Raw genomic sequence first — 20,362 nt, 5'->3', positions numbered from 1 at the left:
CAACTCATACAACGAACCGCCAGCTTGGACAGGGAAGCTTTATGCTTCCTTGCTGCCAAGCTGGCGGTTTCTTATTGAAATATAGGAAAGTCTATCGTAACGCTACCCAGGCTTATTCGCCTTTGAGCAGCTTCTGCATGCCTGCAGCGAGGCTGAGCAGCTTGTTCATCGTCTGCCAATTCCGCGAAGTGGCAGCTACGCCCAGCTTTTTTTCCAGCAAATTGTTCGAAAACATCGATTTGCGCACGCTTTGGCGGCAATAAATATACACTTCGCTATCCTGCAACCGATAGTCGTCCACCTCGCTGCTGCATGCGAGCAGCCGCTGCTTTCCTTCTTCCGTAGGCGTGTCCGCGAGCAGCGCTACATAAATATTTTCACCCACCTGTTGCTGATCGGCATCAAAAGGGCTGTTTGCGACAATCGCGGCCAGCTCTGTATGGGTACGCAAGACGACTGGAACGTCAAATCCGAATACAGCCGTAATTTCCTGCTGGATTTGCAGGCGCAGCTGAGCTGCTGGAGCATCTGATTCGAACAGCACATTGCCGCTTTGAATATACGTTTTGACCAGCTGCAAGCCAAGCTGCTCGAACATCCGCTGCAAATCCTGCATTTTAATCAATTTATGCCCGCCGACATTAATGCCACGAAGCAACGCTATATAAATGGCCATCCAACAGCACCTGCCCTCTTCTCAATAATCCTAAGTATAGCATGTACGGCCCCGCGCGCGAACGCTGCTGTAATTGTGATAAAATAGAAATAAACCTAGAGATACATACAGACAAGGTGAAACGGCTGTCGCCGTCCTCTGGCGGCGCGGCGCGTTTCAGTCCGAGAAATATAAGCTAAGTATAAAGAGAAAACTTATACTTTCTTATATTTCAAGCGTAAACGGCTGAAGCCGTCTTTTGGCGGCAAAGCTTCCGTTTCGCGGGTGAAATATAAGCCTATTTATACGTGTAAACTTATAAATTCTTATATTTTGAAATAGAGGAAAAAGGAGCATGGAAGCATGAAACAGGAACTGATGGAACGCTTTATTTCTTATGTTAAAGTGAACACGCAATCGGATGACCGCAGCGAGACTTGTCCGACGACCCCGGGTCAGCTGGTACTTGCCGACCAGTTGGTGGAAGAGCTGATGAAGATCGGCATGGAGGAGGTAACTGTGGATGAGAACGGGTATGTGATGGCTACACTGCCTGCCAATACGGACAAAACGGTGCCGACGATTGGCTTTCTCGCCCATATCGATACTGCGCTGGATTTCACCGGTGAAAATGTAAAGCCGCAAGTGGTCGATAATTACGACGGCGGCGACATTGTACTGAACGAAGCGTTGTCTATCGTATTGTCTCCGTCCGCTTCGCCTGAGCTGAGTCAATATGTGGGACATACGCTAATTACGACCGATGGCACGACGCTGCTGGGCGCAGACAATAAAGCGGGCATTGCCGAAATTATGACAGCGATGGTGTATTTGATTCAGCATCCTGAAGTGAAGCATGGAAAAATCCGCGTCGCCTTTACCCCGGATGAGGAAATCGGCCGTGGGCCGCATCGTTTCGACGTTGCCGCATTCGGTGCAGATTATGCCTATACGATGGATGGCGGGCCGCTTGGCGAGCTGCAATACGAGAGCTTTAATGCAGCTGCCGCCCACATTATTTGCAAAGGCACGAACGTGCACCCTGGCACGGCCAAGGGCAAAATGGTCCATTCGGCGAAAATCGCCATGGAATTGCACGGTCAGCTTCCTGCCGATGAAGCGCCGGAGTTCACCGAAGGCTACGAAGGCTTCTATCATTTGATTCAAATGAGCGGCGATGTGGAGAAGTCCGAGCTGCGCTATATTATCCGCGATTTTGACCAAGAAGGCTTTGCGGGACGCAAGCAGAAGCTGGCGGACATCGTCAGCGGGCTAAAGCTTAAATATGGCGAGTCGAGCATAGAACTGAACATTCGGGATCAATATTTTAATATGCGCGATAAAATTGAACCGGTTATCGGCATCGTAAATCAAGCGAAGCTGGCCATGGAGAATCTCGGCATTAAGCCGGATATTAAACCGATTCGCGGCGGCACCGATGGCTCGCAGCTTTCCTACATGGGGCTTCCTACGCCTAATGTGTTCACCGGTGGGGAAAATTATCATGGCCGCTACGAATACGCTTCGGTCGACAATATGCTGAAAGCCGTTCAGGTCATCGTGGAAATTGCTAAGCTTGCGGAAGCAGAAGCTTAATAGAGCTCCTGCAGCATTAGCTTACAATTTCAAAAGTAAAAGAACCTTCGCTCTACACCGATACGGTGTAGTCGAGGGTTCTTTTACTTTGCAGTTTCAAGTGTCAAGCTTGCAGCTCTCATCTGCTGCCATTTTTGGTCAAACAGATACAACGAATATCTGCATATGTGTATTCCATCACGAGGTTGGACGGTCAATGGAAAAACGTGCGCCGAGCCCTGCATAATCGCTGCCTGCAAGTCTGGCAATAGGCGCAAGCTGGTCGGCGTCAATATAACCGCGCTCATCGTAAACCGTCTCGTCGAGATGATAAAATACGACCTTGCCTATCAATAAATCGCAGGCAGGCGCATCGTCCGTTCCGCCGAGCGGAATGGCCTTCTCCAAGACGCATTCCATCCGGATTTTCGCTTCAGCTACACCAGGCACGGCAATCCTCACGCTCGGAACCGGCGTAAGCCCTGCTGCTGCAACCTCGCTTTCCTCTGGCGGCAAATTAGCCGCCGTTACATTCAGCTGTTCAATATACGATTGGTCGGCAATATGCACGACGAACGCCCCTGCCTCTATTGCATTGCGGGCAGTATCCTTCTGCTGTCCGCCCTGCTTCCGCTGTACCGAAACCGATAGCAGCGGCGGATTGGACGATACGATATTGAAATAGCTGTATGGCGCAGCATTGAGTACGCCGCCTGAAGACAGCGTCGTCACGAAAGCAATTGGCCGTGGTATAATGCTGCCCGAAAGCAGCTTATAATTGTCGCGGGCCGAGCGTTCAGACGGATCAATCGTTACCATCATGGGCAAATGACCTCGGCATACCAAGCTGCGGCTGCTTCAACTTCGCTGCCCGTCAACTGATGGCCGTAGTTTTCCCAATGTACGCTAACCGCAGCTCCCGCGCCGGACAGCATCGCTTGCAGCTCTTCCGTCTCTTGCGGCGGGCACATCTGGTCATTGCGGCCAGCTCCGATGAAGCAGGAAATGCCGGTCATATCGGGAAGCTCTACGCTGCGAAGCGGAACCATCGGATGATGCAAAATCGCTCCGCGGAAAGCATCCTTGTAATGGAACATCAGGCTGCCCGCAATGTTGGCTCCATTGGAGTAGCCGATAGCAACGAGATTTTCACGATCGAAGCCATAGTCGACTGCCGCCTGGTCCAGAAAATCATGGAGCTCCTTCGTGCGGAGCACCAAGTCCTCCTCGTCAAAAACTCCTTCGGCTAGTCTGCGGAAATAACGGGACAACCCATTTTCCAGTACATTGCCTCTAATGCTTAGCACCGATGCTGTAGGGTCAATTCGGCCAGCCAGCGGCAGCAAATCGCGCTCCGTTCCTCCGGTACCGTGCAGCAGCACCAAAACTGGCGCTGCTGCGTTCGTGCCTTGCTGATAAATATGTTTCATTGTCCATTCTCCTCTCATTCACGGTACTTGGATAGGCGGAAGCAGCCGCACAATATCCTCGCGATGCTGTTCAAACCATTCTGGCAGCATCAGTTTTTCACCGAGATGTTCCGGCTCCTCGTCACGTGCAAAGCCTGGAGGATCAGTTGCAATCTCGAATAATATGCCGCCTTCTTCGCGGAAATAAATCGCATGGAAATATTGTCTGTCGATTATTGGTGTAGGATGGTAGCCATTAGTCTCCACATGGCTTCTCCACAGCGCATGCTCTACATCGTCTTTCGCACGCCATGCAATATGATGGACCGTACCGGAGCCGCCGTGTCCGGGCTCCACACGCTCAATCGGAAGATCAATGATATTGCCGATATCTGCGGATGATCTGAAACGCGCATAACCAGCATCCTCACCGATTTTGCTTAGTCCCATCACCTGTTCCAGCAAACGGAACGTTTTCTCTGGAGCCGAGCTGTACAAAATCGCTCCGCCAAAGCCTTTAATGGCTTTATCTGTCGGCACTCCTGCGTAAGACCAATCGCTTAGCGGGCCTTCCTCCCGGGCTACAAGCTCAAGCTGCAAGCCATCTGGGTCAACGAACTGTACATACGACTCGCCGAACCGCTCCGTTTCGGTGAACGGAACCTCATATTTTGCCAAACGCTCTTTCCAAAAATCAAGCGCCCCCGCAGGAACAACATAAGTGGTTACCCCAACCTGTCCTCCGCCAATCACACCTTTACGACCGTGTGCAAAAGGGAAGAAGGTCATGATCGTGCCTGGGCTGCCGGCTTGATCTCCGAAATACAGATGATACACTTCTGGAGCATCGAAGTTGATTGTTTTTTTCACGAGCCGTTGGGCAAGTACGCCCGCATAGAAAGTAACCGTTGCCTGTGCGTTCGATACGAAAGCTGTAATGTGGTGAATGCCTGCTGTTTGTTGTGTCATTATAAACACTCCTCTATTATATCATGGATTTGAGAATCTTTAAATTAAGATATTGGGGCTGAGTGATAGAAAGAAGTGACGATACAGGATACCAAGCCTCTTCTACTTAAAAGCATCCTGCGCGTGTCTGCCGAGCTTCTTGAGCAGCTCGCTTGCCAGCTTCTGTTCCTCTGTCGTCAAGCCGCTAACCGCTTCTGTAATAATGGTTGCATGTGCCGGGAATACTTCCTCAATAAATTGCGTCCCTTGGCTCGTTATTTCTGCGAAGATGAGCCGGCGATCATCAGCTGAAGCTCTACGCTGCACAAGCTGCTTCTTCTCAAGCTTATCTATGACGTAGGTAATGTTGCCGCTGCTCATCAGCACCTTGCCGCCAATTTGCTGCAAAGGCTGTGGACCTTTGTGATACAGCATTTCCAGTACGCCGAATTCCGTACGATTCAAGCCATGCTTGCGAATGTCCCGGTCGCCGTGGGCGTTAATCCATTGGCTGGCCCGGTTGAGCGCAATGTAGAGCTTCAAAGCACTGTCTTCGGCTTCCTGCTGTGACACTTTCATCTTGCTGGCTGCCTCTTTCATTGCCCTCACCTCCTTGCATTTATTATCTTAAATTTAAGATACTACAATTAAAGATAAATTGCAAGCTTTTGTCGTAACTTTTTTCATCCCCTTTTTCACACCAGCCTGTCTGCTCTATCCTTGGCGTTCATTATGATATAATGGAGAGTATGACCTACAAGTCAATTTACAGTATAGGAGGTTGTTGTTATTATGACCCATTCACATACCGTTCCTCTTTCTATCCTTGATCTCGCTCCCGTTGTTGAAGGCGGCAATGCAACCGACGCTTTCAAAAATACACGCGATCTCGCCCAGCATGCTGAGCGTTGGGGCTATCAGCGCTATTGGCTGGCTGAGCATCACAATATGCAAGGCATTGCCAGCGCTGCTACCTCTGTACTCATCGGCTATGTGGCCGAAGGCACGAGCACGATCCGCGTCGGCTCCGGTGGTATTATGCTGCCCAACCATGCGCCGCTTATGATAGCCGAGCAATTCGGCACACTCGCCTCAATGTATCCGGGACGCATTGATCTTGGACTCGGGCGTGCGCCAGGCTCAGACCAGGCCACTGCCCGCGCGCTGCGCCGTGGACTTAATAGCAATAACGGCCAAGACTTCCCTGAGCTGCTTGGCGAGCTTCGCCATTTTCTAAACCCTTCTATAGAAGAAGGAGTTCCTGCGGTTCGCGCGTTCCCCGGCGAAGGGCTCGATATTCCGATCTGGCTGCTAGGCTCCAGCGGTTTTAGCGCTCAGCTAGCGGGGCAGCTGGGATTGCCGTTTGCTTTCGCCAGCCATTTTGCGCCAGACTATTTAATGCAGGCGTTGCATTTGTACCGCAGCAGCTTCCGCCCTTCGGCGGCGCTGGAGCAGCCTCATGTCATGATTGGCGTAAATATTCTCGCCGCCGATACAGATGAAGAAGCTCGCTTCCTCGCTTCCTCGCAGGAGCAGCAGTTCCTGCACCTCATCCGCGGCCAGACGAGCAAGCTGAAACCGCCCGTTGCGAATATGGATGAGCTGTGGAATGAGCAGGAGAAGGTTGTCGTCCGCAGCAAATTCAGCTTCGGCGCAGCCGGAAGCAAGGAAACGGTTCGCAGTAGAATCGCCGACATTATTGAAAAAACAGGCGCTGATGAGTTGATGATAACTGGCTCTGCTTATGAGCATCAAGCGCGTCTTCGCTCTTTTGAATTAATTGCTGAGATTATGAAAGAGGGTTAAGGCTGATTCGTCTCTATAGCCCGTATTACGTCAAATCAAGAAATCCCCCTGGACGCTTTCGCGTAATCAGGGGGATTTCTTCTATATATAGGCTAAGACGAAACCATTCATCAGCAAAAAAACGTTAGTGTGGGAAAATATCCTAATCCACCCAAACGATTGGCTGCTTATCATGAGATTGTACGCTGCTTGGCGGGGCCGCTAGAATACGACCCGGAATGTCGTCCCCTCCTCGCTTGATTCAATCTCGATATCGGCGCCATGATGCTCCGCAATGCTGCGGCACACCGCAAGTCCAAGCCCGGTTCCCGTTTCTTTCGTCGTATAAAAGGGAGTGAAAATCGCTTCAATATGCTCCTTCGGGATGCCATGGCCTTGATCGGCCACTTCCAGTATAACGCTGCCTTGATTCATTCTCGTCCGAATGGTAAGCTCGCCGCCGCTTTCCATCGCCTCTATCGCATTACGCGTCAAATTCAGCAGCAGCTGGCGAATTTCCTTTTCTTCCACGTTAACCGGAGACGTAGCATGCAGATCAAGCACAATTAAAATGTTGGAGTAGGCCGCATCCGCTTCCAGCAGCGGCAGTATATTCGAAACGAGAACATCCAGCTGCTTCTGTTCTTTTTGCACAAAACGGGTATTCGCCAGCGATAAATATTCTGAAATAATGCCGTTAGCGCGATCGAGCTCGCTAATCATTAAATTCAACGTATCGCGGTAAGAGGCGAGCGTCGTATTTTTCTGCATCAGCTGTAAAAATCCTTTAATCGTCGTCATCGGGTTGCGTACCTCATGGGCAATGCTTGCCGCCATAGAGCTCAGCAAATTCAGCTTGTCCATGAGTAGAAGATGCTTTTTGGCTTTGCGCAGCTCCGTAATATCGATAGCAAAGGCGAGAAAATAACGCTTATCCTTCAGCTCCAGCACCTCGCCCGATATAACGCCATAGCCCGTATCTCCAGACTGCCGCAGGAAGGGAAGCTCAATATTCTCTAATAACCCCTGAGCTGGAATCGCTTGCATAATACTGCTTACAAAATGGGAATAATGCCCCCGCCGAATCGTCTGCGAGAACTTCTGATTCATCTCTATAATCGTCGCTGTTTCCAAATCTATTAGAAAGTTCATTGTTGCATTCGTGTGAAAGGCACTCGTAAATTTTAGGTTCGAAAGCTCCAGATGCTCCTGCGCCCGGCGGTATTCCGTCACATTGCGCCAGCTGCAGGCGAAGCCATCCCCCATTTTATAATAGAGCACATCATAGCTTTCCTCATCCGTCAGCCACTTATTGTATACCCGCTCCTGCCTTAAAACGGGTTTGCCGCTGCTCGTCACCTGCTTCAGAACCGCCCTGATCTCTTCTGTAAAATCAGGAAAAAGCTGCGACCACAGCCGGCCCACAGCTTCATCTTTCGAATAATTCATCATGCGGCAAAAGGTATCATTCATGTACTCCGACCGATAATCAATAATATCGCCGAATTCATCCCGGATTGTCTTGTAATAGCTGAAGCCATCCAGCAAATTGTCGAGGCAGGAACGATACCAAAGCTCCTGTGCCGCCAGATGCTGCTCGAAGCTTTTCTGATGATGCACATCGCGACCTATGACATAAAAATACATATTGATTTGATCCAGCGAGACATTCCATTGCAGCCATTTATAAGAGCCGTCTGCGCAGCGGAATCGATTCAAGTATCCGCTCAGCTCTCTACCCTGTATTAATTGTGGGACCAAAGCATCCATTGAAGCTATATCGTCGGGATGCATATACGAATAAAAATCTTTCATACTATTCAATAAGACAGGATAGCCCAGCATCTTCTGCAAGCCACTGTTATAGTGCACAACGCGGCCGTTGCAGTCCATGACCACAAGCATGTCAAAAGATAGCTCAAATAAATTTTTGAAGTGATCCACCGCCGCAATCTCCTTTTCGCAACAAACTGTTTTCCTGCCTGGCAGGCAACTAGCGCACACGCTTCAACCCGATATTTATCGATTATTGTTATATTATAGCTTATTTTCACGCTCTATGAGTTCCTTTATTTAGGCGAACTAAACACCCCTGTTCTACTAATAGAACAGGGGTGTTTAGGGGGCTGTATCGTTATTCTACTTTAAATTCGCCAGCTGCTTGCGCCAGCTCATTGCTCAAGCTTTCGATCGTTTCAACCATCTCCGCAAGGTTCTGTACCATTGCCGATTGCTCCTGTACCGTTGCTGTTACTTCCTCCACGGAAGCGGATACCTGCTCAATAATTTCGCGAATATTATCGGTAATGTAGCCAAAGGTCTGCTGCGTCTGCTGCACACTGCTGTTGTGCTGCTCCGAGATGGACTCTATCGCCTTCACGCTGCGATCGCTTCGCTCTACGTATTCAATCGTCTGGGCGACGATTTTATTAATATCTTGGGATTGCAGCGAGGTCTGCTCCGCCAGCTTGCGAATTTCCGAGGCGACGACTGCAAAGCCGCGGCCCTGCTCTCCAGCTCTTGCTGCTTCAATCGAGGCATTTAATGCAAGCAGCTGCGTCTGAGTCGCAATATCGGAAATTGCTCCAGTAATTTGGCGGATGCCCGATGAGCTTTCCGCTAGCTGCGCGGTGACCTCGGAAATGTTGCGCACCTCCGACTCGCTGCGATGATTGATTTCCACCAAAGCCTCGATAACCTCATAGTTGGCTTTGAATACCTGCGCAACGGAGTCTGCCTTCGTTCTAATTTCCTGCGACTTGCTGCTTACGTCAGCAATTTTGTCGCCGACCTCCAGAAACTTGTCTACAATCGATTCCGTATCATTGGCCTGCAATTCCATCGCCTTGGCAATTTCCTGCGTCGTTGTGGAAGTCTCAGCGATTGAAAGATTCGTTTTCTTCGACGTTTCATCCAGCTCTGACATGCTGGTCTTCAGTACGGCAATCGAGCTATTTATGCTCGTGATCAGCTGTTTATTGCGCAAGGCCATGACGTCGAAGCTGTCCGCCAGCACCTTGAATTCACCGCTGTATTTCCCTGTAGCTGTTACCGTCAAATCGTCCGTGGCCATCGTTTTGAACAGCCTCGTCAGACGGCCGATTGGCCGCGTAACGAGCATGGAAATCAAGATGCCGGCCGCGATTGAACCATGACGAGTATCGTTTCTGTACCCTGCATCCCCTTGATGCTCGTTGTTAATTGCTCATTAACGCTATTCATCCATTCATTGTCAGCTGAGAAAAACCGTTCCTCTGTCATGGAATTGCCATTATGCAAATTAACGACATCTAAAATCGTTTTTTGTACAGAGAGCAAGTATACCGACTGCTGAGCCAACTCCATATTTGAATACAGCTCTTCTCCAATTCGGTCCGAGGTCGAACGGATTTCATGCTTGCTGTTTTCCAAAGTCATAATTGCAGCAATGCGATAGCTTAATATACATGTGCCTGCGAGTACAATGCTGACTAGTAAACAGATCATGACGGGAAGCTTAATTCGGAAAGACATTTTTGTAAAAAATTGCTTTGGATTGGCTCGATTTATCTCGTCATACCCCTCTTACTTTTAAAGTTAACCTATATTACTTGTTATATCGGTTAACGGAATCAAGTTTATAAGTAGCAAGTATATAGGTTTTGCAAATTTTATTGTAGAATAGTTCTGGGATATTTACCCTTAATTGAGAATATCGAACATGGAAAAACAAGGCATAAGGACTTTTCTCGTCCCCATGCCTTGTTTATCGAATGCTGCTTGGCAGCATCTATAGAGCGTTTCCCCTTCTACATCGAGGAGCCGAATTGAATCCACGCTTGCTGGATTTCGGTAATCGTCTGCTCCTTCGTTTTCCCGCCACTAATGTAGCTCTGCATCAGCTCGCCAAATTTTTGATGGAACGTGTCGAGGGAATAGTTGACCGAAAGGTCACCTGATTTCTCCGTCTTTAAAATCTCTTCCATCTGCTTCGGCATATCCAGATCCGGCAGCGCTGCATCTTTAATCGGCGGAATGACCTTCGCGACTTCCGAGAACCATTTTTTACCGTAGTCGGACGTGTACAGCCAGTTGAAAAATTCAATGGTTTCTGCCGCAACAGCGGAATCCTTGTTAATGCGCAGCGCTTGGTCTGCTCCCGTTACAAGCAGCGCTTGCTCCGGCTTATCGCTTACCGGGTAGCCTGCAATGCCAATCTCGATGTCAGGCGTAATTTTCTTGATCGCTTCCTCGTCCCATGCGCCCTTGCCGGTCATGAAGGCCGCTTTGCCTGAAGCAAAGTCACTTACTTCGGCGTTGCTGTCACGCTCCAGCGGCTTGTCTGTTCCATGCTTCACAGTCAGATCGATGAAATTAAAGAAATTGTCGCTGAGCACGGGATGGTCTTTAAATGTCGTTTCACCCGCGATGAACTGGTCAACCAGCGCTTTCGGCGTTGTGCCTGCATCTTCCGCCGCAGCGTTGACGAAGTTTTGGAAAATATGCTTCCATACCCACCACTCTTTGTAGGCATTGGCAAATGGCGTGATGCCCTTCGCTTCCAGCTTGGCAATTGCATCCTCAAGCTCCGCAGTCGTCTTCGGAGCGGCAGCAATGCCGGCGTCCGCCAAAAGCTTTTTATTATAAATCATCATCATTAAGTTGCCCTTGACCGGAAGCCCCAGCACCTTGCCATCGCTCGACGTCATATTCACACGGACCGCATCCATCATGGCTGCCGCAAGCGGCTCATTCGTCAAATCAGCGCTGTATTCGGCAAAGGTGTCAATGTCGCCGCCCGCCGTCGTCTGGAATACATCCGGCGTGCTGCCGGCAGCGATTTTCGACTTCAGCACCGTATTGTAGTCGGCTTGCATAATTTCCAGATTGATTGTGACGTTCGGCTTCACTTTTTTGTATTCGGCAATGTAAGCATTAAACGCATCGGTATATTCGGGAGAAGCGGTGAACATGTTGATCGTAACCGGTTTAGCCTCATTCGCAGCGCCGCCAGCATCAGCTGTGCTGCTCGCTTCTGGCGTAGTGCTGTTAGTGCTGGTAGTGCTGCCATTGCCGCTGCCGCAAGCAGCCAGCATGACCGAAGCCAGAACGATACTGGTGGACATGGACATGATTTTTTTGAACATGGTAGGGCCCCCATTTCTTTTCGCTTGGAATACAAGTCTTCGCTGCTTATTCTAAAGAAAAGGATAGGAGATAAAAATGCAGATAAGTGGTGTATTAAGGGTAAAAAAGTGGTGTATGACGATGGGGCTCCCCTAACCACTCCCCTTGCTGCTTCGATATTCGGAAGGCGACAGGCTGTAATAATTGCGGAACGCCTTGCTGAAATAGTTTTTGTCCTTGTAGCCTAGCAGCTCGGAAATATCTTGAATTTTGAGCGCCGAATCGTCCAGCAGCTCCCGCGCTTTATCCATCCGCACCTTCTGTACATATTCATGAATGCCGCAGCCAAACTGCTGCTTGAACAGCTTCATCAAATACTCGCGGCTAAGAAAATATTTATCGGTATACAGCGAGATTTTAATATCCTCAAAATAATAACGGTCGATATGGGCTTTAATATCGGCAATATCGAACGGCTTCTGCACAGCCTGCGCTGCCCGCAGCTGCTCATGGTAAAAGCCCAGCAGCCGCTGAAGCAGGGCGGCGAACTGCTCGAAAGTGGCAAAATCGAGCGAAAGCCCCCAGCTGCGCAAGCTTTCCTCGCTGCCGGCCGGCAGCCGCTCCTGCGGAACGCCAAGCTCAAGCGCAAGGTCGCCGAGCAGCACGATGCCCTCGCGAATGATGCGATCGGCCTCGCCCAAGCTCAGCCTGTCCGCCTCCTGCCAGCTGCGGGCCAGCTCGCTGATGATGCTGCTCGCCTGCTGGAGGTTGTCGCCCGCCAGCGCCTGGCGAATGGCCGCCATCCGCCCAGGCAGCGACAGCCCTTCCTTCTGCTGCCTCTTCTCTGCGGCTGCGGCGGCTCTAACGGCTGCTGCTCCATTCAAACGCAGCAGGTCCATCTCGCCCAGCGCTGAGCGCGCTTCTTCGAAGGAGGCGGCCATGTCCAGCGCCGCCTTCACCGGGCCGCCGATGCCTGCGGCGACCCTAATGCCGAATAGCCGCTGAAGCGTAGCGGCTATGGCATTCACCTGATGCAGCGCCCGATAGGCTGCATCGGCAGCGCCCCCGCCATTCATCGTCAGAATGGCGAACAGCTCGCGCTCCTGCTTCGGATTTGCGAAGCTGAACGCTTGGAAGTGCGCGCCCGCCACCTCATTGACGACGTTGCTGGCGGCGAAATGCAGCAGCTCCGTATCGCCGTGGAAGCGGCTGCGCCTGATCTGGTCCAGATTGAGAATGCGCAGCAGCACAACGACGAAGCGATTGGCCTTGTCGTCGGCGCCAATCAGCGGCAGAAACGCTTCATTCGCCTGCTGCTTAAAGCTGCGTTCGAGAATGGACAAATACATCTTCTCCTTAAGCCCGGGCAGCGAAAGGTTGAGGGTAATATTTTGCGTAATAAAATCGCTCTCCTGCCTGCGCTTCGCCTCCAGCACGTCCATCGCCTTGCGCAGAGCCTGATTCAGCTCGATTCGATTGACAGGCTTAAGCAAATAATCGACGACTTTGGAGCGAATCGCCTGCCGCGTATATTCAAAGTCATTGTAGCCGCTGACGACAATGGTCAGCAGCCCGGGATACTGCTGCTGGACAGTTTGCAGCAGCTCAGTCCCGTTTAGGCCAGGCATTTTCATATCGACGATAGCGAGATCTACCTTCTGCTCCGCTAGCATGCGCAGTCCGCTTAACCCATCTGCCGCCTCCAGCACCTGCCCTACGCCAAGTCCCTCCCAGTCGCCAAGCAGCCGAATGGCCTCGCGCAGCGGCTCTTCATCGTCAATGATCAGCACCGTATGCTTCATGAACCGTTCCCTCCTCGGCGGGGCAGCCGCATCGCCAGCTCCGTCCCCGCATGATCGCTCTTGATAAGCAGCTGCGCCTCTTCTCCGTATAACAGCTTCAGCCTCGTGTACAGGTTGACGAGCCCAATGTTGTCGCTTTCCCGCTGGCCCCATTCGCGCCGCAGCGAAGCCTCCACCTGCCCAAGCCTTTCTTGCGTAAAGCCCGGCCCATCATCCTGCACCGTGATCAGCGCTGTTCCATCCTCCTGCAGGCATGCCTTAATGCCGATGGTGACGGTGCTCGTCACCTTCTCCAGTCCATGCTTAATCGCATTCTCAACCAGCGTCTGCACCGACAGCTTCGGAATCTCAAGCTCCATTAGCGCTTCCTCCCACTCATAGACGACCTGCAATCTGGCGCCGAACCGCGCCGTTTGCAGCGCCATATAACGCTCGATATGCTTCAGCTCCTCGCGCGCAAACACAATATCCTTCCCGCTGATGCAGTAGCGGAACGTCAGCGCCAGCGCATCGATCATATCCGCGACGTCGTACGTTTGATGCTTGAGCGCTTTCGTGGAAATCGCTTGCAGCGCATTGTACAGAAAATGCGGATTGATCTCCGCCTCCAGCGCCTTTAAAATCGCATGATTTTCCGCCAGCTTCATTTTGTAACGCTCGTTAATCAGCTCATTTGTCCGCCTGACCATCAAATTGAAATGGCGGGATAAATAAGCAATTTCGTCGCGGCCCTTCACCTCCGCCTCCGCATCAAAGCTGCCTGCGCTGAACCGGCTCATTTGGCGGGACAGCTTCTTGAGCGGCTTCGTGATCGCACTCGACATCAAGCTGACGAGAATGACGGCGAGCAGCAAGAACAGCACGCCGATAGCATAGTTCAGATTGCGCGTCTTCGTCGCGGCCTCGTAAATTTGCGAATAAGGAATCGGCTTGATCAGCTTCCAGCCGCTTTTCTCCGCCACATTGTAAATAATTAAATATTTCTGCTCCCCCTGCACCCAAGTAAACGGCCCACTGGAGGCCCCCGCCAGCCCATCTCCTCCACCCAGCTTTTGCAGCACACCTGCGCCTTGAAGCTCGGTGTAGAACGCTTCATCATCCAGCTCGAACGGCTCATTATCCGGGCTGACATACAGCAAATGCTGGCCTTCGCTAAACGGAATATCCTTCACAATCTCGTCCTTGACTGAAGCGTTGTAATAAAAAGAGAGCACCGCCTGCGGCTTGCGCGTCTTAATCGAACGCATTACCCGGTGGTACGCCATAAAGCTGGCCCGTTGTATTTCAGCCGAATAACCGGAATCCGCCTCCACATCAGGTCCCGACAGCGATTGATAGGCTTGATTGCTCGGGTCGGCCATCGCCTTCGCGTACCAGGGCTGCTCTGCAATGATGGTGTTCGTCCCCGTCCGAACCGTTATATTGTAATTTTCTCTCGTAATCGCATAATACTTCTGCTTCTCAACGACATACAAGTAGATCGCTTCCAAGTCGCTGCGGGAATAAAACAAATTGCGCAAATAATTTTCAACATACATCTTGGAAGAATAGTCCTCCGATTCATGCATAATGGCATAGGTAATTTCATCGTAGCCGATTTGCGGCAATGATATTTGCTCGATGCCCTTCAAATAATCCTCCAAATTGCGGCCAACAAGCAGCAAGTTGTTCGTCGTACTATCAATGCTGTTGCCGACCGACTCCTTCTCAAGCATCTGGTAGGAGATAAAGTTCAGCGAAGCCACAACGAGCACAATGACGCCCGTAAACAGCAAAATCAGCTTATTGACCAGTCTCCGGGCAACCAGCTCCCGCCAAAACGAAAGCAGCTCCCACACCTTGCCCGCAATCGCTTTCATCATCGTTTCACGCTCCGCATACAGTTCACCTTTTTACCCCTAACTGTTTTCTATAATCCATTTTGACGGGCAACCGTCTGCTCTATAATACACATTAAAGCTAAATTGGAAAATGCTTTTTCCAGCGTAAGCGGCTGGCGCCATCCTCTGGCTGCAAAGCTCGCTGGCATGGATACAATAGACGAATTGGGGTGCATCATATGTTCAAAGCATTAGGTAAAAAGTGGGGCGGGAAGCTGGAATTCACCTTGTTCAGCCTGCCTGTTCTGATTTGTATTGCCGTTGCCTTTTATATTCCATTTGCCATGACCATCCGTTATTCCTTGACCAAATGGAACGGCATTTCCAAGCACCCGAAATTTATTGGGCTCGATAATTTCAAGCAGATTTTTATGAATGATGCGAATTTCACCAGCTCGGCATGGTTTACGATCAAATACGCGGTGCTGTACATCGTGCTAGTCAATGTGCTGGCGATAGGGCTTGCGGTTCTGCTCGATATGAAGCTGCGCACGACGACTTGGCTGCGGGCTGCCTTCTTTATTCCGTACATTTTGAGCCTCGTCATCGTCGGCTTTATCTGGAAGTTTATTTTCATGCAGGGCTTTGAATCGCTGGGCGAAAGTACGGGCTGGGCAATTTTCGACTTAAGCTGGCTCGGCACGCCCGGGCTTGCCTTTGTTTCGATTTTGCTCGTATCGATCTGGCAATCGATTGGCTTCTACCTCGTTATCTATATCGCGGGACTGCAATCGGTACCGGGAGATTTGAAGGAGGCGGCAACGGTAGACGGCGCGGGGCCGTTGCGCACCTTTTTCAACATTACGCTGCCCCTGCTTGCCCCATCGATTACGATTGCCGTCTTTATGGCGCTGACGAATTCGATTAAAGTGTTTGATGTCATTTTGTCGCTGACCGGCGGCGGGCCGGGCGGCTCGACCTACAGCATCGCCTATGACATTTACCGCGATACGTTCCAGAACAATCTGTATGGCTACGGTACAGCGAAAGCGCTCATTTTGTTCGTTGCCGTGCTGTTCATTACGATCATTCAATTAACGCTGTTCAAGCGCCGGGAGGTAGAGGCCTAATGAGAAAAAAACGTCCGGCAGGGCGCTATGCGCTGGAAGCCGTAATGGTTCTGCTCTCGCTGCTGTTTCTATACCCGCTGTTTCTGGCCATTAACAACTCGTTCAAAAGCTTTGGAGAAGTGATGAGCGATGTGATCGCGCTGCCTGAGAAAATAATTTTTGAAAACTACGCTTATGTGTGGCAGTTTATCAATTATCCGAAGCTGTTCATGAATAATCTGGTCATTACGGTCGTCGGCCTCGCGGGCATTATTCTCGTCTCATCTATCGCTGCCTATAAGCTGGCGCGTACAAAAACGCGGATGAGCGGCCTGATCTATCTGCTCTGCATTATGCCGATGCTCATACCGTTCCAGTCGATTATGCTGACGGTGCTCCAGTTCGCCAAACAGCTGCATTTGTCGGAGAGCACCTGGGGACTTGGCGTGCTGTATTGGGGCTTTGGCGCTCCGCTTGCCGTCTTTATTTATCACGGCTTCGTGAAAGGCATCCCGCAGGAAATCGACGAAAGCGCGACGATGGATGGCGCATCTGGCTTTCGGCTGTTTTTCCTCGTTATTTTTCCGCTGCTGCAATCGGTCACGACCACTATCATTATTATCGATGTGATGTGGATCTGGAATGACTTCCTGCTGCCGCTGCTCATGGTGAACGGCTCGCCGGATACGAAGACGCTGACGCTTGCCGCGTATACATTCGTCGGCCAATATACATCCGACTGGCAATATGCGATGACGGCCATGGTCATGGCGGTGCTGCCTTCAATTATCGTATTTATCTTTCTGCAAAAATACATCGTCAAAGGCGTCGTTGCCGGAGCGGTGAAAGGCTAGTATATGCATAGGGAGAAAGCCTGTCCTTTACGGAGGATGGGCTTTTTCCTTATTTTTCTGTTTAGTGATTAAGTTTTGTCTTCCGGAAGCAATCATGTTAAAATGCTTGAACACTGCGCGGAATGAAAGCGCTATAATCGGCAACTACTCCCTCGCATTCAGGAAAGGGTGGGCAAATTGGGACGCTGGAGAAACGCACGCTATCAGACAAAGCTGCTCATTTTATTTTTTCTGCTCAGCAGTATTCCCGCATTCATTATAGGAGCTATCGGCTCGACGAAGTCATCGGGTACATTGGAAGCGCAGACGACGCAGGACTTGAAGGTCATTTTGGCGCAGTTCAATGCTTCGATCGAACGGCAAATTAGCGACTTTGACCGCTTCAGCATGCTGCCTTATTTTATGCCGGAGGTGTTTTCCTTTCTGAACAAGCCTGCACTCTCGCCTGAACGGTGGGGGACCGAAGAAATCAATGCCCAAAAAACGATGGCCCGGCTCATGAGTGCCTATCCATCCATTAATTCATCCATTAAAGGGCTCATGATTTATGGCATGAACGGGTCGATTAATGGTTATCGGCTAGATGGGGACAGCACCATTAATGGGAATTATGACGCCAAGGACGAGGATTGGTATCAAGAGGTAATGGCGGGCAAGGGCCATTTTTCCGTGACGGGCATTCAGAACATTCAGCAGTTCAAAACCAATTCCTTTGACGCTATTATTGGTGCCCGGCTATTGATGGACGAGGACTATAAGCCGCTGGCCGTCACGACGATGTTTATCTCCCCGCGCTTTATTTCGAATCTTGTCGATTCGCTCGAGCTGCCAAATGCGCAGGTCATCGTCGTCGACCGGGACGGCCATTTGATTTATGCCTCGAATGCAGCGCTGGCAGCTGAACTCCAGAAACACGCAAGCCAGAATGTACCGCATGACGAGTGGGAAGTTGCCATTGAAGAACAGGCCGGAAGCAAAACCTTTAGCGGTGTTTCCTTGAAAAGCGATTATCTGGAGTGGCAAATTTACATGGGCGTAGATAAGGACGCTATACTGCAAAGCAGCCGTTCCATTCAGAGCTTTACGATCGTGATTATTATTTGCGTTGCTGTGCTGGCGGCCGTTGCCTCCCTCTTAATCGCGCGCGGATTTTCCCAGCCCATCTCCAGACTTATACGCTCGATGCGCAAAGTAGAAAAAGGGCAGTTTTTCACGCCCGAGGCGCATGGCCGCGCCGACGAAATCGGCCAGCTGGAAAGCAGCTACGGCCGAATGGTCATTCGACTGCAAGAGCTCATTCAATCGATCGAAGAGAAGGAGCGGCAAAAACGGCATGCCGAGCTTTACGCGCTGCGGGCCCGTATTCAACCCCATTTTTTATACAATACGCTCAATTCTATTCGCATGCTGGCTGTGCTCCAGCAAGCTGGGCAAATCGCCAAGCTGATTCAATCGCTGAATAAGCTGCTCCATGCGAATATGAAGCTCGACAGCGAGCTCGTTACGTTTGAGGAAGAAATTCGGCTGCTGCGCGACTATGCGACGTTAATGGATTTACGCTATACGAATGTATTTGATATGGAGTGGCATATTCCGCCCGAGCTGAATCAAGCGTCCATACCGCCCATGCTGCTGCAGCCGCTGCTGGAAAATGCGATTTTTCACGGGGCCAAGGGGCTGGAAAGAAAGCTGCATATTACGCTGGAAGCCCGGCTCGAAGGGAAGGATAACCGTCTGCTGGTCATTGAGCTGCGGGATGATGGAAGCGGCTTCGATCAGCAAGCCTTGGAGCTGCTGAAGCGGCCGCAAAGCGATACCGGCACCCAAAATATTGGACTGCGCAATGTGCAGGACCGCATCCGGCTGCGTTTTGGCGAGGAATACGGCTTATCCTTTGAGCGTTCAGCGACACATACGATCGTGACGGTTAGAATGCCTTATAAGGTATTAGAGAAGGAGGAGAATGCGGATGTGGAATCTGCTCGTCGTTGAAGATGAATCGATTGCAAGACTAGGACTGCGCCATATGGTAGATTGGGAAAAATACGGCGTTCATTGGAAAGCCGAAGCCTCAAATGGGGAAGAAGCGCTGCTTGCTATGGACACCCAGCAGCCTATCCATATTATCCTTACGGATATCCGAATGCCCGGCATGGACGGGCTCGCTTTTGCCAAGAAGGCGCTGGAGCGCTATCCGGGCGTACAAATCATTTTCATCAGCAGCTATGATAATTTCACCTATGCCAAAGAGGCGATTCGCCTCGGTGCCGTCAACTATTTGCACAAGCCCACGATGGATGAAGAGGAAATTGGCGCTTCCCTGCTTAAAGCTGCGGCGAAGCTTGCGCTCACTTCCGCTCCCCAGCCCTCCTATACAGAGGAGGAGAAAAATCAATATCTGCTGTCGCTGCTCGATGAGCATACGTTTCCTGAGCAGCCGCTGCTGGCAGAGCTGGAGCAGTCTGCTTTTGAGACAGGCTTTCGGCTAACCGTCTTCCGTAAACGTGATGATGCCGCACCTATGCAGGATGCCCGGCATTTGCGCTTCCGTTCCCTCCAGCATCTCATTGCCGAATTTGTTACGAAGGAATGGGGCGGGCTTGTCTTTCATCGCAATTACCGCGAAGTGATCTGGCTTTGTCCGCAATATGCGGGCTCAACCGATGCTGCCCAGGCTCGGGGGCATGGTGAACACGGCGATACTGGCAAAGAGGGCATAAAAAGCCCCGCCGAATTAAATAAGCTGCTCGATATGGTACGGCAGAAAACGCTGGAGCTGCTGAACGTTGCCATTATCTGCTCGGTCAGCTCGAGCTACAGCTCCCTTCAAGAGCTGCCAAAAGCATATATGGAAACGCTGCTGCAGCTGCCTTTAAACGAACAAAGCGATAATTTTATCGTTCGAAAGTCGAAGGCTTTTATCGACCAGCATTTGCTGGAGGACTTATCACTCGTAAAAGTAGCGGCTTCTATCCATGTCAGCCCAAGCTATTTAAGCCGCATTTTTCAAAAGGAGATTGGGGAAAGCTTCAGCGAATATGTCATTCGCCACAAAATCGAGCATGCGCAGCAGCTTCTGCGCACGACAAATTGCAAAGTTTATGAAATATCCGCTGCTATCGGTTATATGAACCCGCATTATTTTAGCAAGCTGTTCAAAGAGCGCACCGGCGTTTCTCCATTAGAATATCGCAATCAATAAGCTTTTTCTAAAGCCTTCTGCCTTCTGCCTTCTGCTTTTCGCCTCCTGACTCTTCCCTCCAAGAGAAGAACACAGGGGGCTTTTTTGCCTTGCATTC

Annotated in this window: 17 protein-coding genes; 6 read left to right on the top strand and 11 right to left on the bottom strand. The window is 50.8% G+C overall.

Going from position 1 to position 20,362, the window contains the following annotated elements; translation table 11 throughout:
* Positions 1 to 112 precede the first annotated feature (112 nt).
* Positions 113 to 676, bottom strand: coding sequence for a DUF1697 domain-containing protein (locus AC50X8_RS19110; protein WP_494880929.1), 564 nt, complete (start codon positions 674 to 676; stop codon positions 113 to 115).
* A gap of 342 nt (positions 677 to 1,018) precedes the next feature.
* Between AC50X8_RS19110 and pepT the strand changes: the two genes are divergently transcribed.
* Entirely contained in the window at positions 1,019 to 2,251 is a 1,233-nt protein-coding gene (gene pepT / locus AC50X8_RS19105) for a peptidase T (protein WP_056036492.1), read from the top strand.
* A gap of 177 nt (positions 2,252 to 2,428) precedes the next feature.
* On the opposite strand, the gene AC50X8_RS19100 is transcribed toward pepT, so the two are convergent.
* The 4 genes from AC50X8_RS19100 to AC50X8_RS19085 form a co-directional block, all read right to left on the bottom strand.
* Positions 2,429 to 3,049 (bottom strand): flavin reductase family protein, encoded by a 621-nt coding sequence (locus AC50X8_RS19100; RefSeq protein WP_494881098.1) that lies wholly within the window; start codon positions 3,047 to 3,049, stop codon positions 2,429 to 2,431.
* Complete coding sequence (locus tag AC50X8_RS19095) at positions 3,049 to 3,660, bottom strand: alpha/beta hydrolase (RefSeq protein ID WP_056036490.1); 612 nt, start codon at positions 3,658 to 3,660, stop codon at positions 3,049 to 3,051. Before AC50X8_RS19095 ends, AC50X8_RS19100 begins: the two co-directional genes overlap by 1 nt.
* Positions 3,661 to 3,678: 18 nt before the next feature.
* A complete protein-coding gene (locus AC50X8_RS19090) occupies positions 3,679 to 4,608 on the bottom strand; it encodes a ring-cleaving dioxygenase (protein WP_056036488.1) in 930 nt (309 codons plus the stop codon).
* A gap of 102 nt (positions 4,609 to 4,710) precedes the next feature.
* The gene (locus tag AC50X8_RS19085; RefSeq protein WP_235533183.1) at positions 4,711 to 5,187 is read right to left on the bottom strand and encodes a MarR family winged helix-turn-helix transcriptional regulator; all 477 of its coding nucleotides are present in this window, start codon (positions 5,185 to 5,187) and stop codon (positions 4,711 to 4,713) included.
* Positions 5,188 to 5,379: 192 nt separating this feature from the next.
* Here AC50X8_RS19085 and AC50X8_RS19080 point away from each other — a divergent pair, with 192 nt between their 5' ends.
* Complete coding sequence (locus tag AC50X8_RS19080; RefSeq protein WP_056036486.1) at positions 5,380 to 6,393, top strand: LLM class flavin-dependent oxidoreductase; 1,014 nt, start codon at positions 5,380 to 5,382, stop codon at positions 6,391 to 6,393.
* Positions 6,394 to 6,594: 201 nt separating this feature from the next.
* Here AC50X8_RS19080 and AC50X8_RS19075 read toward each other — a convergent pair whose 3' ends face one another.
* From AC50X8_RS19075 to AC50X8_RS19050, 6 genes are all read right to left on the bottom strand, one after another.
* On the bottom strand, positions 6,595 to 8,316 hold the full coding sequence (locus AC50X8_RS19075; RefSeq protein WP_494880926.1) for an ATP-binding protein: 1,722 nt from the start codon (positions 8,314 to 8,316) through the stop codon (positions 6,595 to 6,597).
* A 190-nt stretch (positions 8,317 to 8,506) separates the two neighbouring features.
* Complete coding sequence (locus tag AC50X8_RS19070; RefSeq protein WP_494880924.1) at positions 8,507 to 9,493, bottom strand: methyl-accepting chemotaxis protein; 987 nt, start codon at positions 9,491 to 9,493, stop codon at positions 8,507 to 8,509.
* A 5-nt stretch (positions 9,494 to 9,498) separates the two neighbouring features.
* A complete protein-coding gene (locus AC50X8_RS19065; RefSeq protein ID WP_494880923.1) occupies positions 9,499 to 9,789 on the bottom strand; it encodes a hypothetical protein in 291 nt (96 codons plus the stop codon).
* Positions 9,790 to 10,160: 371 nt separating this feature from the next.
* Positions 10,161 to 11,498 (bottom strand): type 2 periplasmic-binding domain-containing protein, encoded by a 1,338-nt coding sequence (locus AC50X8_RS19060; protein ID WP_494880921.1) that lies wholly within the window; start codon positions 11,496 to 11,498, stop codon positions 10,161 to 10,163.
* Positions 11,499 to 11,630: 132 nt separating this feature from the next.
* The gene (locus tag AC50X8_RS19055; RefSeq protein ID WP_494880919.1) at positions 11,631 to 13,280 is read right to left on the bottom strand and encodes a response regulator; all 1,650 of its coding nucleotides are present in this window, start codon (positions 13,278 to 13,280) and stop codon (positions 11,631 to 11,633) included.
* On the bottom strand, positions 13,277 to 15,142 hold the full coding sequence (locus AC50X8_RS19050; RefSeq protein WP_494880917.1) for a sensor histidine kinase: 1,866 nt from the start codon (positions 15,140 to 15,142) through the stop codon (positions 13,277 to 13,279). Before AC50X8_RS19050 ends, AC50X8_RS19055 begins: the two co-directional genes overlap by 4 nt.
* A 197-nt stretch (positions 15,143 to 15,339) precedes the next feature.
* On the opposite strand from AC50X8_RS19050, the gene AC50X8_RS19045 reads away from it, so the two are divergent.
* The 4 genes from AC50X8_RS19045 (at position 15,340) to AC50X8_RS19030 (ending at position 20,265) form a co-directional block, all read left to right on the top strand.
* Positions 15,340 to 16,230, top strand: a complete 891-nt coding sequence (locus tag AC50X8_RS19045) for a carbohydrate ABC transporter permease (protein WP_056036473.1) — start codon at positions 15,340 to 15,342, stop codon at positions 16,228 to 16,230.
* Entirely contained in the window at positions 16,230 to 17,063 is an 834-nt protein-coding gene (locus AC50X8_RS19040; protein ID WP_494880914.1) for a carbohydrate ABC transporter permease, read from the top strand. Before AC50X8_RS19045 ends, AC50X8_RS19040 begins: the two co-directional genes overlap by 1 nt.
* Positions 17,064 to 17,231: 168 nt before the next feature.
* On the top strand, positions 17,232 to 19,055 hold the full coding sequence (locus AC50X8_RS19035; RefSeq protein WP_494861212.1) for a cache domain-containing sensor histidine kinase: 1,824 nt from the start codon (positions 17,232 to 17,234) through the stop codon (positions 19,053 to 19,055).
* Positions 19,033 to 20,265: an AraC family transcriptional regulator gene (locus AC50X8_RS19030; RefSeq protein ID WP_056036468.1), complete on the top strand. Its 1,233-nt coding sequence runs from the start codon at positions 19,033 to 19,035 to the stop codon at positions 20,263 to 20,265. Before AC50X8_RS19035 ends, AC50X8_RS19030 begins: the two co-directional genes overlap by 23 nt.
* Positions 20,266 to 20,362 lie beyond the last annotated feature (97 nt).

It is taken from the genome of Paenibacillus sp. JT22N15 (assembly GCF_059383755.1).
The sequence above is the reverse complement of the archived record's forward strand: the minus strand, read 5'-3'. Positions and strand labels throughout refer to the sequence as shown.